This is a genomic window from Klebsiella sp. CN_Kp106 (assembly GCF_040064575.1).
Lineage (GTDB): Bacteria > Pseudomonadota > Gammaproteobacteria > Enterobacterales > Enterobacteriaceae > Klebsiella > Klebsiella michiganensis.
This window is the reverse complement of record NZ_JBEAIG010000024.1, coordinates 1-16,564: the sequence shown is the minus strand read 5'-3', so window position 1 is coordinate 16,564 and position 16,564 is coordinate 1. Positions and strand designations below refer to the sequence as shown.

Here is a 16,564-nt window from a genome sequence, read left to right as displayed (position 1 = left end):
CGCCTTTCACCATCGCGGTGACGAGGCCGGAGCCGACGTTTTCATAGCCAATCAGCTCCACGTTGGCGGCTTTACACATCGCATCCGCCGCTTCAATACAGGCCACCAGCCCTTTGGTTTCGATAAGCCCTAGCGCTTCTTTCATCAGGTTTTTCTCCGGTTAATCCATGATTTTGTAATGCGAGACGATTTTGTTGATGTCGTTATGCGGGCGGGCGATAACCAGCGAAGTCACCACTTCACCGATGCGCTGCGCGGATTCGACGCCGGAATCCACCGCCGCTTTCACCGCGCCGACGTCGCCTTTCACCATCGCGGTGACGAGGCCGGAGCCGACGTTTTCATAGCCAATCAGTTCCACGTTGGCGGCTTTACACATCGCATCCGCCGCTTCGATACAGGCCACCAGCCCTTTGGTTTCAATCAGACCTAATGCATCACCCATTTGCGTTCTCCTGGCCATCAGGCCTTGTGTTTAATGACGATTTTGTTGATGTCGTTATGCGGACGAGCGATAACCAGCGAGGTCACTACTTCACCGATGCGCTGCGCGGATTCGACGCCGGAATCCACCGCCGCTTTTACTGCGCCGACGTCGCCCTTCACCATCACGGTCACCAGCCCCGAGCCGATGTTTTCATAGCTAATCAGCTCGACGTTGGCGGCTTTACACATCGCATCCGCGGCTTCAATGCAGGCCACCAGACCTTTGGTTTCGATAAGCCCTAATGCATCACCCATGGTTTCTCCTCCAGAACAGTTTTGTGATTCGGAAAACCGACCGCGTAACGGCGTCAGGACGCGGATGCGGCGTTCGGGGTTCACTATAGGGAATGGCGAGTGAAGTGAAATTTAAATCTGCTGGCGTGGTATTTTTAGTCTTTTGCTCTGTGATTTAGGTTGATTAAGGCGCTTATTTATGCATTTGTGCTGCGATGGCGGGGCGGATTGAGTGACGATTGTGGCGCTTTTTTCACCATTTAGCCGGAGGCGGATTGATGTTAATAAGTTGCTAATTTATTGCAGATCGGGGGTAATTTGACGATATATGAAGTGTGGAGAGGATCGCGTTTTCTTCGGCAGGCTAAATGCAAAACGTGCGGTTTTACTAACGGGAAAGCGAGGAAGGAAAAGCGGGTGTGAGCTTAGTCAAGCTTGCTGCCGGACTTCAGCGTGCAGACGTAGAGCGGGGAGTTGATAGAACTGAGAAGAATGGCTTTCTCATTGAGCTTCTGCGCGTTGAGAAACAGGCCATCGTGGCTGTCGGACATCTCGCGCATAAAGTAGTCGAAAATCACGTCCGGCGACTCATCGATGGACGAGGCGCTGGATTCCCACTTGCTGATGCGATAGTGGCGCTCGGTGGTGGAGATGCGTTTGCTGGTGTAGCTAAATTTGACGTAGCGCTGGAGATAAAGCCAGCCGGCGGCGGAATCGGTGTAGCCCTCGACGACCATCGACCCTTTGCCGTTGGCGGCAAAGTTGAAATGGATATTGCCGTTGACGTTCTCTTTCTCCATGTTCTCAAAGCGCATAATCGCTTTGGTCGAGCAGCTCATCACCCCGCCGTTTTCGACCGGCAGCAGCTTCCAGGCGCAGAACCCGGCGGCGGCAATAAACACCAGGCTGGAGAGGGCGAAAAAGGGGCGCGGGGCGAGTCTCATTGCGGTTTCCATGAATAGTAAAAATAGTTATCGCAGTAGCTGAACGGGTTATCTTCATGCATCGCGCAGTGGGCGAGGAATACCCGGCCCAGGCCGTTGGTTTCCAGCCGGTCGCCATAGAAGAAGACGAAGCGTTCGCCGGGCTTGCATTCCAGCTTCAGGCGCTGGCGCACGGCATCAAAATTCTTGCCGTAGGCGGTTCCGGCAACGGAGCGCAGCATCTCATCGCTGGCCAGCAGCTCGCACTGGCTGTGGCGCATTTGCGTCAGGGTGATGGGGTGCGATGTGCTGCCGCCGAGAAAACTGCAGACCACCAGCAGCAGGGCGATGGTGAGCAGGCAGCCGCCGGCGAGATACCAGCAGGTACCGCGTTCGTGGCGGCTGGAAACGGTCTTTTGTTCTTCCGGGACCGCGGCCGGGTCTGGCTCGGCTTCTGCCGCGGGCGGCGGCTCCGGCTCCGGGCTGGCGTCGAGCCTCTCGATGGTGAGATCCGGATTGAGCTGCAGCAGTCCGCGCGACACGGTGACGATAATGTTGTCGATATCGTAGTGGCGAAAGGTTTTGCGCAGCATGCTCAGGTACTGATTGAGATTGCTGTTGGATGAGGTTAACCCGTTGTCATCCCAGACTTTTTTAAGCACCTCATCGCGGCTGACCACCTCGGTGTGGCGCAGGAAGAACCACAGCAGCGCGTTGGCGGTGATGGACAGCTGGCTGTCCGCCTCATCGCTTCCCGGTAACGTTAGCGTGCCGTCCATTGCATCATAAATAAGACGGCCATGGATGTTATAGCGCATCGTGGCCTCAATCTATCACGTCATACTTCACGTTGCTGGTGCGTTGGCTGCGTTCGCTCACCTTGGTCACATAGTTATCTATGCTCCCAGGGATTCGCTCCCTTGCCGCCTTCCTGCAACGCGAATTATTTAGTGTATATATGCTTCACGCAGGAAGCGTCATCTTCGTCAGATCGCTGACCAGCGACTGCCGGTGCCCGGGGCTCATGGTGCGCCCCTCGGTTAATTCCGATAGCCAGATGCCGTCCGCCGCATAGCGCACCAGCGTGCCGGTATGGCTATTGTCCAGTTCATCGCCTTTCGCCAGATGGTCCAGCATCCAGTCGCGCCAGCATTTTCGCAGCACCGGTTCATCCGGCATGGCCAGCGACAGCACCATTAGCTGGCGGCTCTCCTGGGTATCCGTGAGTTCCGGCGCCGACAGATAGCGCAGATAGGCGCGGGTAAAGCGGCCATAAGAGACGTTATCCGCGGCCATAAGTTCTGCAATCGCCTCTTCCATAATCGCCAGCAGGCGGGCAAAGAGGGCGAAAATCAGCGCCTGCTTGTTGGGGAAATGGTGCAGTAAACCGCCTTTGCTGACGCCCGCTTCGCGCGCGACGGCGTTCAGCGACAGCGAGGCGATACCGTCCCGGCCGGCGATGGTGGCGGCGGATTCCAGCAGTTGCTTATGCAGGCGGACGGGATCTTTTTTACGATGTTGGGCTTCCATATTCATGGCCCGAATCATACCGACCAGACGGTATGATTATTCTTGATCGCTATCAATATGCGAAGGGGCGCAGCGGGGCGGGATGACGTTATTGCGTGGAGGCTCACAGTTCACCTTATGAATTGTGGCGATATTCGCCGCGCCGCGAATATCACCCACCGAGATTCACACAGGCTTCACGTGGATAGCGAGGCCGTTTTCGCCCGGCGCCAGCTCCGGACGCAGGTTCAGAGAGGGGATCAGATAGTCGCCGTGATTCTGCCGACGGAAGGGAATGGGCGGCGTTTCGGAGAGGGTATCCAGCCGCCGGGCCAGCGCCTCGCGCAGCGCGGCGAAGCGCTGTTCATCGAGTTTGTCGGTGCGGTAGAACACCACCGGCGGCAGCACATCAAAGCCGGGATAGAACAGCATCCCGTGCTGAATGGGGAACAGGATGTCGTCGATAGACCCGTTAATTCCGCGCGGCGCGTAGTGTTCCGCCCATCCGCCGGCGGTAACGACCAGCATCGCCCGTTTCCCCGCGAACGTGCCTTCGCCGTAGCGATCGCCCCAGTGGGTTTCGCTGTGCTCGCCGACGCCGTAGGCAAAGCCGTAAGCGTAGACCCGATCAATCCAGCCCTTCATGATGGCGGGCAGCGAAAACCACCACAGCGGGAACTGAAAAATCACCGTATCGGCCCACAGCAGCTTCTCCTGTTCGCCCACGATATCCGCGCTTTGCGTGCCGTTAGCGAAGGCGTACTGCGAATCCCGCGTAGCCCGCCAGCTTGCACCGACCGGCGGGGCGCTGCTGTCGTCGGCATCAAATCCCGCCTTCCAGCGCATGGCGTAGAGATCGGACACCTGCACGTCATGACCGGCGTTTTGCAGATGCTGCACGGTAAAATCTTTCAGCGCGCCGTTAAGCGAATGCGGTTCAGGATGGGCGTAAACCAGTAGTATTTTCATTGAAATCACCTCTGAGCAATGGAGAGCTGCAGAGTAGAGTCGGCGACGCTATAGTAGAAATGAATTGCTTCAATGACAGGTATAGTGATGATTAATCTCCAGGGGCTGGATCTCAATTTGCTGCGCACGCTGAACGTTCTGCTCAGCGAAAATAACGTCACCCGCGCGGCGCAGCGCCTCAACCTGTCGCAGCCTTCGGTCAGCGTGCAGCTGGCGCGACTGCGCGAGATTTTCGCCGACCCGCTGCTGCTGCCGGGGCCGCGCGGAATGCAGCCCACCGCCCGCGCCGATGAACTGCGCGGGCCGCTGCGCGATGCGCTGCTGGCGCTGGAGCTAGCGGTAGCGCCGGTTCAGCCTTTCGACCCGGCCACGGCGGCGCAGACCTGGCGGGTGGCGGCGACGGACTATATGGCGTCGGCGATTTTGCTGCCGGTGCTCAATACCCTGCGCATCTCCTCTCCGGCCAGCCGCCTGGCGCTGTTTGAGCTACAGCCCGCGCGGCTGGTACAGCAGGCGGATCGCGACGAAGTGGATCTGTTTTTTCACACGCGAGACGGCGCGCCGCCCGGGCTGCATCAGCGTTTGCTGTTCCGCGAACGCTACGTGCTGGCGGGCAGGGCCGGGCATCCGGCGCTGCGGTCGCCATTAAGCCTGGCGCAGTTCTGCCAGCTGGAGCAGGTGATTGTCTCGCCGGACGGCGGAGGATTCAGCGCCGCGACCGATAGCGCGCTGGCGAATCTCGGGCTGGCGCGGCGGGTTGTCCTTTCCGTGCCACATTTCCTCTTTATGCTGGAGACGCTGCGCAATAGCGAGCTGGTGGCGGTGCTGCCGGAGCGGCTGGTGCGCGGAGCAGAGGGGCTGACGGTGGTCGAACCGCCGCTGGCGGTCGCCGGGTTTGAGATGCTGATGCTGTGGCACGAGCGCTGGCACCGCGATCCGGCGCACCGGTGGCTGCGCCAGCAAATCGTAACGTCATTAGAGGAAAAGCCATGTTAAGCGGATTAAACCATCTGACCCTGGCGGTCAGCCAGCTGGCGCCGAGCGTGGCGTTTTATCAGCAGCTTCCGGGGATGACGCTGCGCGCCCGCTGGGATAACGGCGCGTATTTCTCCTGCGGCGACCTCTGGCTGTGCCTGTCGCTGGACCCGCAGCGGCGCGTTATTTCGCCGGAGGAGAGCGACTACACCCACTACGCGTTCAGCATTGCGGAGGCGGATTTCGCGCTTTTTGCCGGACGGCTGAATGCGGCTGGCGTTCCTGTTTGGAAAACCAATAAAAGCGAAGGCGCGTCGCACTATTTCCTCGACCCGGACGGCCACAAGCTGGAGCTGCACGTTGGCAATCTCGCCCAGCGCCTGGCGGCGTGCCGGGCGAAGCCCTATAAAGGTATGGTGTTTTTTGGCGAGGACGAACAGGCGGCCGGGAACCCGTAGCCCGGCTAAGCGCAGCGCGAGCCGGGGAAAAGTGGAGGCTGTATTGCGCGTTGTTTCCCCGGAGGCGGCGCTTGACGCGCCTTGTCCGGGCTACCGGCCCGTGCGCTCGGGTAGCCCGGCTAAACGCAGCGCGAGCCGGGAACATCTTTTACAATTCCTGCTTTAAAAATGTGAAGTTTTTTCCAACGTTGAGAGTATTATCCCTGGATAATTGTCTATACTTTTTTGTATATACAATCAGGATGAATATGATGCCAATGGAGTTTGAATGGGATGCGAACAAGGCAATAAGTAATCTAAGAAAACATGGAATCCGGTTTGAAGAAGCGGTGCTCGTCTTTGACGATCCCCGGCATCTTTCCCGACAGGATCGTTATGAGAATGGTGAATATCGCTGGCAAACTATCGGCCTCGTTCATGGGATCATTGTTATCATGGTTGCGCATTCGGTCCGTTTTGAAAGTGGAACAGAGGTCATTCGTATTATCAGCGCCCGGAAGGCGGACAGCAAAGAGAGAAATCGTTATGAACATGGTTAAACATAAACGTGACAATCCGGATACGCTTACGGCTAAGCGAGACGATGAGCTTAAAGCGCTGGCCAACAAAACGGATGATGAAATCGATTATAGCGATATTCCCGCCACAGACGACGCACAGTGGTCAGATGCCGTACGCGGTAAATTTTACCGACCGCTAAAAACTCAGGCTTCTGTCCGTATTGATGCCGATATTATGGAGTGGCTTAAACGTCCCGGGAAAGGTTATCAAACGCGACTGAATGCGATCTTAAGAGAAGCGATGATTCGCGATCTTAACAAGAAATAGCCTGCCTCATGATTACCCCGGAGGCGGCGCTTGACGCGCCTTGTCCGGGCTACGGGCTCGCAGACGATGGGGAACCCGTAGCCCGGCTAAGCGTAGCGCGAGCCGGGGAGATAAATCGCGTTAGCCTTCCAGCTTCAGTTCCACATTGCGCTTGAGCACCAGGCGCATCAGCAGGTAATAGACCACGCCAACTGCCAGCCAGCTTAGCCCCAGCACCTTCGCCTGCGCGTCCATCTCATAAATAACAAAGCCGATAATACACAGGCCAATCACCGGGAACAGCAGGTGCATCACCAGATTGCGTGACTTATTGCGGATCAGATAGTGGTTGATGACCGCAATATGCAACACCAGGAAGCCCATCAGCGCCCCGAAGTTCACCAGACGGCTGAGGTTATCGATATCGCCGTAGAACCAGAGGCCGGAAGCCAGCGAAATCAGCGCCACAAACAGGGTGCTGACGTAAGGCGTTTTCAGCCGCGGGTGCACTTTCGCCAGCAGCTGCGGCAGCTGCTTATCGCGCGCCATCGCAAACAGAATACGCGACACGGCGGCCTGCGCCACCAGGGCGTTAGCAATCCCCCAGGAGATCACCGTCGACCACATGGTGACGTACTTCAGCCAGCCGCCGCCCGCCAGATTCGCGGTATCGTAGAAGGCGGTATCGAGGCTGCTGAACGTCATGCCCTGCGCCAGGTCGGCGGCAATCCACGTTTGCAGGATAAACAGCGAACCGACCAGCATCAGCGCGCCCAGCGATGCCTTACCCACGGTATCCACGCCGCCTTTCGTTTCCTCGGACAGCGTGGAGATCCCGTCGAAGCCGAGGAACGAGAGCACGGCGATGGAGACCGCGCCCATCACCAGCGGCAGGCTGAACTTATCGGCGTTGTAGAGCGGGTCGAGGGTCAGATGGCCCGCCCCGGCGCCGGAGTAGAGCGCAATCAGCCCCAGCACGACGAACACTGACAGCACCACGATCTCCGCGATCAGAATCGTATTATTGGCGCGTGCGGTAAAGGTAATGCCGCGCAGGTTAATCAGGCTGTTAATCGCGATAAAGCCGACAATCCACAGCCAGCCCGGCACGCCCGGCAGCATGGGCGCCAGCGCCGCCGCGCTGACGATATAGAGCAGCGACGGCACCAGAATATAGTCCAGCAGGATCAGCCAGCCGGCAAAAAAGCCGACAATGGGATGAATCCCGCGCTGGGCATAGGCGTATACCGAGCCGGAGACCGGAAACGCGCGCGACATCGACCAGTAGCTCATGGCGGTAAAGAACATCGCCACCATGCCGATGAGATAGGCCAGCGCCACCATGCCCTGCGCGCCGTCCCAGACGTAGCCAAAGACGCCAAACGGCGCGATGGGCACCATAAATATCATCCCGTAGACCAGCAGATCGCGGAACGTCAGCGCCCGATGCAGCTCCTGCTTATAGCCAAATTGTTCAACGCTCATGCCTGCTCCCCTTCGATGCTCAGGGAGAGCTGCTTCGCCACCGATTTGGGTAACGCGTAGCGGCAGGTTTTCAGCGGGTCGACCACCTGACAGATTTGCAGGTCGCCGGCGATGCTCAGAATACTGATCGCTTCAGCCAGCGTCAGGGAGGTATTGTCGGCGATAAAGTGCGCCATATTGCGGGTAGCCAGGGCGGCGGCATCATCGAGGGTCAGCGCCGAGGCTAGGGTAAACAGGGTCTCGCTGTTTTCGAGCATCGGCAGCGGCAGGCGGCGGTTTTTAACCACCGTCAGTTCGACCAGCACTTCGCCAGGGATTTCCAGACCGCAGACCGAGACTTCGCCATCGCCCATCGCGGCGTGTAAATCGCCCAGCCCGAACAGCGCGCCGGGAACGTTGACCGGCAGCCACAGGGTGCTGCCGGCGGTGATCATTTTGCAGTCCATATTGCCGCCGTGGCTATCCGGCGTGCCGCAGGAGATGGCTTCCCCGGCAGGCGCGACGCCGATCACGCCGACCATCGGGTTGAGCGGGACGCGCACGTTGCCGGGCAGTATGGCATGGTCGTTTTCAATGGGCACGATAGTGACCTTCGGGGCATCAAGCTCGTCGCCAATCACTCCGAGCTGCGGCGCGGTGACCATCACTGCCTGATTGCTCGTCAGGGTAATGCGCTTGATGGTGACCTTGAGCGCATCGCCCGGCTCGGCACCCTCGACGTAGACCGGCCCGGTCGCCGGGTTAATACGCTGCCAGTCCAGTTCGTTGAACACGGCATCGGCGGAGGTGATTTGGTCGGAGAAGCAGTCGCAGGTTTCGAACAGCACTTCACTGCCGCTGCTGACGGTAGCGACAGGAGCGTTATCCCGCGACATGGCGTAAACCACCCGATCTTTGGTTATTTTCATGACATTCATCCCGGTTATATTGTTGTGTTTTTTATATTTAGAGTTTCCCCGCAGAGGGGGAATGAGTGAATTTATCGGGATTATTACAGGAAGGCAATCAGGTCAGTTTTTTCAAAAATAAATGATATATATTTGCTGGTGAATCATGCGGTTAGATATATTGGTGGGGTTTTCTTATATGCTGGTTATTTAGCAAAAAACTTTTTGTTATTTTGGCTTTAGTGGTCATTTGCTAATTGTTTACTGCTCCGGGGTTATTATCCAGCATATTACGCTGCTGAGTACGGCAGTAGGATTATTTATATATGCGATGATATGAGCGCATTATGTGGTTTTAGGTGCCGTGAGAAGAGAAATCCCGGAGGCGGCGCTTGACGCGCCTTGTCCGGGCTACCGGCCTGCAGACGGCCGGTATCCCGTAGCCCCGGTCAGCGCAGCGCCGCCGGGGAATTTAGCTTAGGCCAGCTTACGTTTCTGCCCGGCGATCGCGCCGATTAACGCCTGCACCTGCTTCTGCTTGCGCGCCGATAGCTTATGCAGCTGGCGCAGCGATTCCACCAGTTCCGGCTCCGGCTGCTTCGCGGTAATCACGATACAGCCTTCCATTACTTTGATATCGATTTTGGTGCCGGTGGTAAAACCGGCAGCTTCCAGCCACTGGCCTTTCATGATAATCGCCGGGATACGCTGGCGATCTTCAAAGCGGCTCGCGTAACTGACGGTGCCTTTACGGTTATTTTCCGGGGAGACTTCTGGATCGGTGAATTCTGCAATAGAATGCGGGGTAGTCATGGTCTCTATTCCTTGTTAATAGGGATTGTGATTAGCGAGGCGCTCGTGTTCCAGCACGGGCGTCTTGCGAAAATACCTGTGTATATCATCAGGGAATAGACGGAAAGTCCAGCTGAAAATGAATGAAAATAACGGCGGGGATAAAGGGATGGATTATTTCTGGTGATGGGAATAAAGCGGCTATTTAGCCGCTTTATTGGTTTATGGGGGCGGGTTAATTGATGGCGGCGTCGGTGAGGGCGTCGGCCAGGTGGAGCTGAGTTTGTTGGCTAGTTTGCAGACGAATTTTAAGATCAGAGCAAATCTTGATAGCCAGATTCACGAATGCTATGCATTTTTGCTGGGTAGCAATAGATGGAACTATAATCGGAATTTCTTCGACTACTTTCTTGCTGATTTTAGGCATTGTTCCCGATGTTCCAGTCATTCTGTCCCACATAAATCCCCTGGCTAAAGGTGATGATAGCCAAATAGAAGCATATTCGGGTAAGAGATCTTCATTTGTTCTTATTTTCATCATTAGATCTGGATAAATGATATTTTTGTGATTTTCTTTTACCAAAACATTACAGCCAACAAAATTTGCAGAGTTTCCCCTTTGAATTAAAATGTCACCCTCATTAATATACAGATGACTGTTATTATCGATGTCAATATCTACAAACTTGGATTCTTGTATATTTAGTTCTCCATAAGAAGTTGCACCAAGCTTTAAGACTTTGATCCGAGTATTATTTTTTGATTCTACAGGAGAAAACCCATTTCTTGGGCCAAAAGAAAGAAACGTTTTTAGCTTTTTATACTCGACAACATCACTGCTTTGAACCAGTTTACCCATCACCGCCAGTTGCAGAATGGTCTGTTTTAAGGCGTCAATGCTGGCTTCGGTGGTGAACAGCGTATCGAAATGATCGCTGATACGCGCCCAGTTTTCGGCCAGTTCATCGGCGTTCTGGCTGTCGGTTAGCGTGGTTAACAGGGTTTCAACCAGCTGTTGATGGGCGTCCAGACTGGTCAGGGTGTGCTGTTCCAGTTGGTCGCAGAGGGACATAAGTTCATTTGCCCTTGAGACGATTTTTAGTTGTTCACTTAATGGCGGTAAAGGAAATAATATTTTCGATACAATTGCCCCTGATACTTCTTTAAATGTAGTACCACTTGCCTCTGCATCTATTTTTTTTGCTGATGCCATTAGGAAGTAATATATATATTCTGCACTATCTTTGATATATGGAACACAAGATTTAAAACCCTGGTTTGTTGATAGTTCTGCATCGGCTATCGCGACATATCCAATTGGTGCTCGGCTAGAGAAAAGTACACTCCCTTTTGGCATTAACCTAGCTGATGAGTTTGACAGTCCTGTGGGTGAAATATCACGGGCTCCAGACGAAATGTACTTCCCTTTGAGCCCATATAGGTCTGCCGGAGTAAGCCACTTAATACCATTTTTGGCCCAGTATTGTGGATTATCTGACTTTGGCGTACCTCCACCGACTATTTCACCTATGGTCGCCAGTGTTACCCACTCCCACCCCTCCGGCAGCTCAAACGGTTTCTCCTCCTCGCTAATCTCCGGCAGCGGCTTGGGCTTTTTAATTTTCCCCAGCTTCACCAGCTCGGCCTTTTCCGCCGCAATACGTTTGAGCAATTCAGACGCCGGTTCGTCGTTCGGATCCTGCGGTACCAACTTGCCGCGCACCGCCAGCCCCAGAATCAGCTCGCGCAGCTTCTTAATGCCGTACAGGTCAATCTTGCCCGAGCTGCCGCGCCCCGCTGTGGAGCGGGTTTGCAGCGCCGTGGTCCAGGTATCGATATGGTCGACAATCAGTTTTTCCACCGCCATCAGTTGGCCTCCTTACCGGAGAGCGCCGCGCCGAGGATATCGCGCAGCTGGTGGCGCAGGGTCTGGATTGCTTCCTGCTGCTTCGCGTACTGCGCCAGCAGTTCGTCCGGATCGTGGCTGACGGTTTCCGCCTGGTGCGGGTTTTTGATATCGAGGTTAAAGTTGCGGGCAATCACCTCGTCGATGCTGACCTTCCACGCCTGCTCGTTCTCGACGCGGCTGGCGAAGCCGTCGGCCTCGTTGCCCCACCAGTCGATCTCGGCCTGGAACTCCTCAAACTTCATCGGCTTGGTTTTGCTGTAGTTCTTCACGCCCGCCGGGTACGGGTGCTCGTAGAACCAGATATCTTTGGTCGGCTGGCCTTTGGTAAAGAACAGCAGGTTGGTTTTGATCCCGGTGTACGGGTTAAACACGCCGTTCGGCAGACGCACGATGGTGTGCAGGTTGCACTCCTCGGTGAGCAGCTTTTTAATTTTGGTTTTCACGCCTTCGCCAAACAGCGTACCGTCCGGCAGCACAACCGCCGCGCGGCCGTTTTTCGCCAGCACTTCAACGATCAGTTGCAGGAACAGATCCGCTGTTTCGCGGGTCTGCATCTCTGCCGGGAAGTTCTTCTCGATGCCGTCTTCTTCGGTGCCGCCGAAAGGCGGGTTGGTGACAATCACATCCAACTGTTCATCCCACGACGACAGCGGCTTGTTGAGGGTGTTGTCGTGACGAATTTGCACCGGCACTTCAATGCCGTGCAGCAGCATATTGGTGGTCGCCAGCAGGTGCGGGAGCTGTTTTTTCTCCACGCCGTGGATCTGCTGTTGCAGCGTCTGGTGATCGGCCACGCTCTGCACGTAGTTGTTTTTTACATGATCGAACGCGCAGGCGAGGAAACCGCCGGTGCCGCAGGCCGGGTCCATAATCGACTCGCCGAGCTTCGGATCGACGCGATCGACCATAAAGCGCGTGACGGCGCGCGGGGTATAGAATTCACCGGCGTTGCCCGCCGATTGCAGATCTTTGAGGATCTGTTCGTAAATATCGCCAAACAGGTGGCGCTCGCTGGCGCTGGTGAAGTCGATTTCGTTCAGCTTGTTGATTACCTGACGCAGCAGGGTGCCGTTTTTCATGTAGTTGTAGGCATCGCTGAACGCCTGTCTGACCACAAAGCCGCGCGGATTTTTATCGATGGGGGCAGTGAGGTTTTTCAGCGCCGGGAACAGGTCATCGTTGACGAATTCCAGCAGGGCGTCGCCGGTAATGCCCTCGGCGTTCGCCGCCCAGGTGCGCCACAGGTAGCGCTGCGGGATTGGATATTGATAGTTATCCTGCTCCAGTTCCAGCGCCTCTTCCTGGGCGTCGAAGATTTTCAGAAACAGCAGCCAGGAGAGCTGGCCGAGGCGCTGCGCATCGCCGTCCACGCCGGCGTCTTTGCGCATAATGTCCTGTAAGGATTTGATAACCGAGCTGATTGACATGATGTGTTCCATGTTTCATTAACAATAAGGCCTTCTGCTACGCGGTGGCAGCAGAAGGCGCAAAAGGGGAGTGGTTACGCGGAGCGGGGCGGTAAGTGGTAGATTTCGCTCTCCAGCTCGCTGATGGCCTGATTATACCCATTGCGGTCGCCGAATCCGCTTTTAATGATCTCCGGCAGCGTACCCATGCTGTCGAACGGCTTGAGCTTCAGCACCTGAATACTCTCTATTTCCTGCACGCCCGCGTCGGCGTATTTATCCAGCAACGTATTCAGCACCGCCTGCGCGGCGTCGGAGTATTTGGTGAAGTAGTTGCGCTTGCGCACGTTCTCCGCCCGCTCTTTGCGGGTTAAAGGCGGCTGACCATACACCACGTGGCACAGCATGTCGAACGGGTCGAGCTCTTTACCGACCTCTTCCGCCAGCACTTCCCAGATAATCCCCTGCTGTTCCAGCTCCTTGATGATGGCCTGTTTGCGCTCGGCGCCCTGCCATTTGCGGGTGAAATCATCCAGCGAGGCGTACTCTTTGAGCAGCGTTTTGCGGGTGTAATCTTTGAAGGATTCGGTGACCAGCTTGCCATCAGCATCGTAATACTGCACGCGCTGGGCAATTACGCCGACGGCGACACCGTTGACGTGAAACTTGCGCACTTTGTTTTCATCGTCTTCCGGCAGCGGGCCGACATCGTCTGCACCGGTGACGGTATACGGCGCGGGATCTTCATCGGCACCGGTGATGTCATCTTCAGTCTCTTCTTCGTGCTCGTCGAACTGCTCTTCAAAATCAGAGTCCGGGTCGGCGATATCTTGCGGCGTGGTGTCCATCACCTTTTCCGGGATGCCGTCGAAGCGTTCGTCGGCGAACAGTTCGGTAGCCTTTTTGAAGTCGAGGATGGTGAACCATAGCTTGCCGTAGCGTTCATCGATGCGGGTGCCGCGGCCGATGATCTGCTTGAATTTGGTCATCGACTGAATGTTTTGGTCCAGCACCACCAGTTTGCAGGTTTTGGCATCCACGCCGGTGGTCATCAGCTCGGAGGTGGTGGCGATAACCGGATACTCTTTTTTGGGATTAATAAAGTTATCCAGCTGGGCTTTGCCAATGTCGTCATCGCCGGTGATTTTCATCACGTACTTGTCGTTCTTTTTGACCTGTTCCGGGTTGAGATTGACCAGCGCACGGCGCATCCGCTCCGCGTGATCGATGTCGTTACAGAAGATGATGGTTTTATCCATCGGGTTGGTGCGTTTGAGGTAATCGGTAATGGTTTTCGCTACCAGTTCGGTGCGCTCATCGATCACCATCGTGCGGTCAAAATCTTTCTGGTTGTAGATACGGTCGTCGATCAGCTCGCCGTTTTTATCCGTCTGACCTTTGGTCGGGCGCCAGCCCTGGAGATCGACGTCGATGTCGACGCGCACCACTTTATAGGGAGCAAGGAAGCCGTCTTCGATACCTTCTTTCAGCGAGTAGATATACACCGGGTCGCCGAAGTAATCGGTGCTGGAGATTTCATGAGTCTCTTTCGGCGTGGCGGTTAAGCCAACCTGCGTGGCGGCGCTGAAATAGTCGAGGATTTCGCGCCACGCGCTGTCCTCTGAAGCGCTGCCGCGATGGCATTCGTCGATGACAATCAGGTCAAAGAAATCCGGCGCTACCTGTTTAAAGGCCTTTTGATCTTCTTCCGGGCCGGTGATGGCCTGGTACAGCGCGAGGTGGATTTCAAAGGCCGGGTCGATGGTGCGCCCGGTGACCTTGGTCATCGCCGTGCCAAAGGGCAGGAAGTCGTTATTTTTGGTCTGATCGACCAGAATGTTGCGATCGGCGAGGAACAGGATTCGTTTTTTACTTTTCGCTTTCCATAAGCGCCAGATGATCTGGAAGGCGGTATAGGTTTTGCCGGTGCCGGTTGCCATCACGAGCAGAACGCGGTTCTGCCCGGCGGAAACGGCTTCAATCGTTTTATTGATGGCCTGTAGCTGGTAGTAGCGCGGCGCTTTGCCGCTGCCGTCGTCGTAGTAGTCCTGAGTAATCACCGGGAGCTGGGCTGCGGTGTAGCCTTTTGATAAGCATAATTTTTGCCACAGTTCCGAAGGAGAAGGGAATTCGCCGAGGGTAATCGGTTTTTCCATTAGTTCGCCGTCAGCAACCGTGGCATCGCGGAAGATAAAACCATCGCCGTTGGTGGCGAAGACGAAAGGAACGTCCAGCAGGTGTGCATACTCGATGCCCTGCTGCATCCCCTTGCCGATTTCGTGTTTGTTGGCTTTGGCTTCAATGACCGCCAGCGGAATGCCCGGCTTGTAATACAGCACGATATCGGCGGATTTCACCGTTCTCCGTGCCGCGACTTTGCCGCGTACGATGACCTTACCGTCCCGGAGTTTGACCTCCTGTCGGATTTGCGTTGTGTCGTTCCAGCCAGCATCGAGGATGGCGGGCATAACGCGTTTGGTGATGATGTCTGCTTCCGTCAGGGTACTCAGGTTCAGGTCAGCCATTGGGGATTCTCATCAAATAGCGATGCGCAAATTCTACACACAAAATCAGATGAAATCATTACACTCTATGTGCATTATTTGTCTTAAGTCTCTGTTTTAGATGAATTCGTGAATCCTGTACTCAACATATAAGGTTTTAATATGGAAATTATTAAGATTTGGAAATCCTTTCTTAAACATTTCAAACAGAAAAAATTAGACTCTGCGGTGGTTATCTACGGAGCGATCGCCATCTATTTAATTCCCTATAAATTTCCGTTGAAAAGTTACCTTGTTGCGTTTCTTTTTATATCTATTTTAATCTTCGCATGCACTCAAGAATTTCGGCTTAGAGAATATATTAACTTCTTTGTACGTACATGCAACGACCATTTACTGACTCGATTTGCTGGTATTCTATCGCTAACTGCATGGTCAATTTTTTTGCTTTTATTGTTGTCTGCTAATGTGTTTGTAAATACTATAACGTATTGGTTAGCGATTTTCTTTTCGCTCCTCATCCTCATTAGCAGTATTTTGACGGTTTTAGATATTGCCAGAAATAATACAGCAAAAACTCTTAAAATAATCGGTCTGGCGGTTACCGTCTTTTCAGGTGTGTTTACATTTACCAGTAGCTATTCAGCCAGTATTTTCTGGCAAATTAGTAATCTGGAGCTATCGTCCTCTCTATGGTTAGAATATTGCTGGAAAGCCACAGCATTTCTTATGTTCTTCTTGTGGTTATCACAGCCAATTTGTTATGGATTGTTTATCACTTACGGTGATAAAGCGAAAGGGTATCGAATATTTACATTAACCGGCGCCTTTATTATGTCAGTTTTTTTGTTTCTGCTTGTTCCTAAACTGTTTGGTGATGCTGCTTATTATGTGTTAAACAGAACCATCAATTATGAATGGCGTGATGAAGCAAAATGCGGTGAGCTGAAAGTGAAGAATAAAAATGAAAAATACTTTGGCTTTAATACTAATAAATATACCGTTTTTTATTCAGATAAAAATGATAAATGGGGTTTCTATGAGCTTACTTGCCAAAAAGGCAGTAACAGGAAAGACTCTTATGCAGTCGAGTATTTACCTGAATATAATATTCCCGCGTGGTTAAAATAATAGAAACGTTTCCCCGGAGGCGGTGCTTGCGCACCTGTCCGGGCTTGTATGATTACTCCGTCAGAAAGAACCGGCCAGTTCTCTCTGAT

General features: G+C 54.4%; 18 protein-coding genes. 5 read left to right on the top strand and 13 right to left on the bottom strand.

The window, feature by feature from the left end:
* The 7 genes from ABLU96_RS11325 to ABLU96_RS11295 all read right to left on the bottom strand — a co-directional run.
* Positions 1-145 (bottom strand): BMC domain-containing protein (locus tag ABLU96_RS11325; RefSeq protein WP_048996121.1); only part of this gene is annotated, 145 nt, incomplete at its 3' end.
* Between the two features lie 15 nt (positions 146-160).
* Complete coding sequence (locus ABLU96_RS11320; RefSeq protein ID WP_004098238.1) at positions 161-445, bottom strand: BMC domain-containing protein; 285 nt, start codon at positions 443-445, stop codon at positions 161-163.
* A 17-nt stretch (positions 446-462) separates the two neighbouring features.
* Positions 463-741, bottom strand: coding sequence for a BMC domain-containing protein (locus ABLU96_RS11315; RefSeq protein ID WP_004098239.1), 279 nt, complete (start codon positions 739-741; stop codon positions 463-465).
* A gap of 404 nt (positions 742-1,145) precedes the next feature.
* Positions 1,146-1,664 (bottom strand): FidL-like protein, encoded by a 519-nt coding sequence (locus ABLU96_RS11310; RefSeq protein WP_004098240.1) that lies wholly within the window; start codon positions 1,662-1,664, stop codon positions 1,146-1,148.
* Positions 1,661-2,461, bottom strand: coding sequence for a winged helix-turn-helix domain-containing protein (locus tag ABLU96_RS11305; protein WP_064406613.1), 801 nt, complete (start codon positions 2,459-2,461; stop codon positions 1,661-1,663). Before ABLU96_RS11305 ends, ABLU96_RS11310 begins: the two co-directional genes overlap by 4 nt.
* A gap of 145 nt (positions 2,462-2,606) precedes the next feature.
* Entirely contained in the window at positions 2,607-3,191 is a 585-nt protein-coding gene (locus ABLU96_RS11300) for a TetR/AcrR family transcriptional regulator (RefSeq protein ID WP_004098242.1), read from the bottom strand.
* A 147-nt stretch (positions 3,192-3,338) separates the two neighbouring features.
* A complete protein-coding gene (locus tag ABLU96_RS11295) occupies positions 3,339-4,121 on the bottom strand; it encodes an NAD(P)H-dependent oxidoreductase (RefSeq protein WP_064358753.1) in 783 nt (260 codons plus the stop codon).
* 87 nt (positions 4,122-4,208) lie between these two features.
* On the opposite strand from ABLU96_RS11295, the gene ABLU96_RS11290 reads away from it, so the two are divergent.
* From ABLU96_RS11290 to ABLU96_RS11275, 4 genes are all read left to right on the top strand, one after another.
* Positions 4,209-5,117: a LysR family transcriptional regulator gene (locus ABLU96_RS11290; protein ID WP_064375700.1), complete on the top strand. Its 909-nt coding sequence runs from the start codon at positions 4,209-4,211 to the stop codon at positions 5,115-5,117.
* The gene (locus tag ABLU96_RS11285) at positions 5,111-5,554 is read left to right on the top strand and encodes a FosA family fosfomycin resistance glutathione transferase (protein WP_014227755.1); all 444 of its coding nucleotides are present in this window, start codon (positions 5,111-5,113) and stop codon (positions 5,552-5,554) included. The genes ABLU96_RS11290 and ABLU96_RS11285 overlap by 7 nt, the downstream gene beginning before the upstream one ends.
* Before the next feature lie 251 nt (positions 5,555-5,805).
* A complete protein-coding gene (locus ABLU96_RS11280) occupies positions 5,806-6,093 on the top strand; it encodes a BrnT family toxin (RefSeq protein WP_046878034.1) in 288 nt (95 codons plus the stop codon).
* Complete coding sequence (locus ABLU96_RS11275; protein WP_014227757.1) at positions 6,080-6,382, top strand: BrnA antitoxin family protein; 303 nt, start codon at positions 6,080-6,082, stop codon at positions 6,380-6,382. The genes ABLU96_RS11280 and ABLU96_RS11275 overlap by 14 nt, the downstream gene beginning before the upstream one ends.
* A 120-nt stretch (positions 6,383-6,502) precedes the next feature.
* Here the strand turns inward: ABLU96_RS11275 and ABLU96_RS11270 are convergent, their stop codons facing one another.
* The 6 genes from ABLU96_RS11270 to ABLU96_RS11245 form a co-directional block, all read right to left on the bottom strand.
* Entirely contained in the window at positions 6,503-7,846 is a 1,344-nt protein-coding gene (locus tag ABLU96_RS11270; RefSeq protein ID WP_049101852.1) for an APC family permease, read from the bottom strand.
* Positions 7,843-8,754, bottom strand: a complete 912-nt coding sequence (locus tag ABLU96_RS11265; RefSeq protein WP_049080536.1) for an acetamidase/formamidase family protein — start codon at positions 8,752-8,754, stop codon at positions 7,843-7,845. Before ABLU96_RS11265 ends, ABLU96_RS11270 begins: the two co-directional genes overlap by 4 nt.
* A 456-nt stretch (positions 8,755-9,210) precedes the next feature.
* Positions 9,211-9,546: an endoribonuclease SymE gene (gene symE / locus ABLU96_RS11260; protein WP_064375703.1), complete on the bottom strand. Its 336-nt coding sequence runs from the start codon at positions 9,544-9,546 to the stop codon at positions 9,211-9,213.
* Positions 9,547-9,760: 214 nt separating this feature from the next.
* Positions 9,761-11,392: a restriction endonuclease subunit S gene (locus tag ABLU96_RS11255; RefSeq protein WP_064375704.1), complete on the bottom strand. Its 1,632-nt coding sequence runs from the start codon at positions 11,390-11,392 to the stop codon at positions 9,761-9,763.
* Positions 11,392-12,861: a type I restriction-modification system subunit M gene (locus tag ABLU96_RS11250; protein ID WP_064375705.1), complete on the bottom strand. Its 1,470-nt coding sequence runs from the start codon at positions 12,859-12,861 to the stop codon at positions 11,392-11,394. The genes ABLU96_RS11255 and ABLU96_RS11250 overlap by 1 nt, the downstream gene beginning before the upstream one ends.
* A gap of 74 nt (positions 12,862-12,935) precedes the next feature.
* The gene (locus ABLU96_RS11245) at positions 12,936-15,365 is read right to left on the bottom strand and encodes a DEAD/DEAH box helicase family protein (RefSeq protein ID WP_064375706.1); all 2,430 of its coding nucleotides are present in this window, start codon (positions 15,363-15,365) and stop codon (positions 12,936-12,938) included.
* A gap of 141 nt (positions 15,366-15,506) precedes the next feature.
* On the opposite strand from ABLU96_RS11245, the gene ABLU96_RS11240 reads away from it, so the two are divergent.
* On the top strand, positions 15,507-16,475 hold the full coding sequence (locus ABLU96_RS11240) for a hypothetical protein (protein WP_348862508.1): 969 nt from the start codon (positions 15,507-15,509) through the stop codon (positions 16,473-16,475).
* Positions 16,476-16,564 lie beyond the last annotated feature (89 nt).